Source organism: Pedobacter jeongneungensis (assembly GCF_039538295.1).
Taxonomy (GTDB): Bacteria; Bacteroidota; Bacteroidia; order Sphingobacteriales; family Sphingobacteriaceae; genus Pedobacter; species Pedobacter jeongneungensis.
The window spans coordinates 1-1748 of the sequence record NZ_BAABBY010000031.1 but is presented as its reverse complement, the minus strand read 5'-3'; the positions used below and the strand labels follow the sequence as shown (position 1 = coordinate 1748).

Genomic DNA, 1748 nt, shown 5'->3' with positions numbered 1-1748 from the left:
TCATTCCCGACCGACAGCTCCAAACCGTCGGGCTCAGGTAACCTTGTCCGGTCTATCTTACCATTGGAATTCAAAGGCAGCTCGTCAATGGCAACATAATGAGAAGGCAGCATGTAATCAGGCAGTATGGTTTTCAGATAATCAATTAAATGGTTTACTGAAAAATCCTCCTTAACCCTTAACTGTTCATTCTCAAATAATTTCTGATAAAATGGGGTTGCACAATATTTTTCCTCATGGTTAGAAGATTGGAAACTGAATTCCAATGGATCATGTTTTTTCCTGAATAGCTGCCCCGAGATGATAAAATCAGGATTTAAGTCATTATCAGATAATTTCCTTTTAATATTAGCCTCAATATAATCCCCTGCTTCAACTTCCGTATCATCATAAAAAACTGGCATATAAACAGGAAGCCAGACATATTGCCCGCTTAAAGTGTCTATAACTTCATGTTCATCTATGTAAAGTGTCAGCCATACAATAAAACCGTTGACTATAGAACCTTTGGTAAACTCGAACCTTACCAGATGATTATCCTCCAGGTTTATATCACCTGTAAAATCCAGGTCCTCAAAAGGCTGGTGATTAGTGATCACATTTTCCATGGGAAGCCCATCGATACACAGCCGCAGGTCGAACTTATGGCCTATCTGTCCGAATACCTCCTGTAAATAATGTTCACTTATTTCGTCAAAAACGTACTGATGAAGTTTATCTGGAAGATAAACGGCCGCAATCTTTGTTAAACTTCTTTTTGGAATCATGTTTGCAGGATTTTTCAGCAGCCTCCGTGTGGAGTTAATTAACTTTGCGGCGCCTTCTGATCCTCCAATGGAACCAACTATTTCTGATACGCAATAATCTACTTTTTCAGGCAACTCGATTTCAGTGATGTCACCATGGATCAGCGTAATCCTATTTTCAAGGCCCAGTTCTTTTATTTTCTTTTTGGCCTTCTCATACGCCTCTTCAAAAATTTCAACGGAATATACCTTTTTCGCTCCTGCAGCAACACAAAACTGGGATAGGATAGCATCCGAACCCGTTCCAAGATCCAATACTGTTTTATCGTTCAGGAGCTTATTGAATACCTGTTTATAATGATTGTTCCTTTTCTCATCAGTTGTCAATGCATTATAGAGTAATGCATCATATACAAAATATTCAGACAAAGAAGGTGTGAGCTTAACATATTTCCTTTTTTCAAGGTAGGCTACAAGATAATCGTTACCATAAATATCTTTTTTAGAAACAACAACTGATCTATTTACATCACTGTGTCCCTGCAGGGCACTTTCTATCTCGCCCAGCTCTATCCGGTATCCCCGTATCTTGACCTGGTCATCGTTCCTGCCCAGAAACTCGATGTTGCCATCAGGAAGCCACCTGCCAAGGTCCCCGGTCAGGTACATCCGCTCACCAGCCTCAAACGGGTTGGGAACAAACTTCTCCAGGCTCAGCTCAGGCTGGTTCAGGTAACCACGGGCCAGACCCGAACCACCCAGGCAAATCTCCCCGGCAACCCCTACAGGACATAATCCGCCACCCCCGTCCCTTATATAAATACGCGTGTTGGAAATCGGTTTGCCGATGGGGATGTTACGAAAATCAGTTCCCTGGGAATCTTTAAACTGGAAAACCGATGCACATATACTACCCTCGGTTGGACCATATGCATTATAATATCTGCCATAACGCGAAAACAAAATGGCATCTGCCGCAACAGCGGCCTCCCCAGCAGTAAC

Annotated in this window: 1 protein-coding gene; it reads right to left on the bottom strand. The window is 42.2% G+C overall.

Annotated features, from left to right (window positions below):
- A partial coding sequence (locus ABD769_RS24885; protein WP_344854068.1) for an AMP-binding protein occupies positions 1–1748 on the bottom strand: 1748 nt, incomplete at both ends.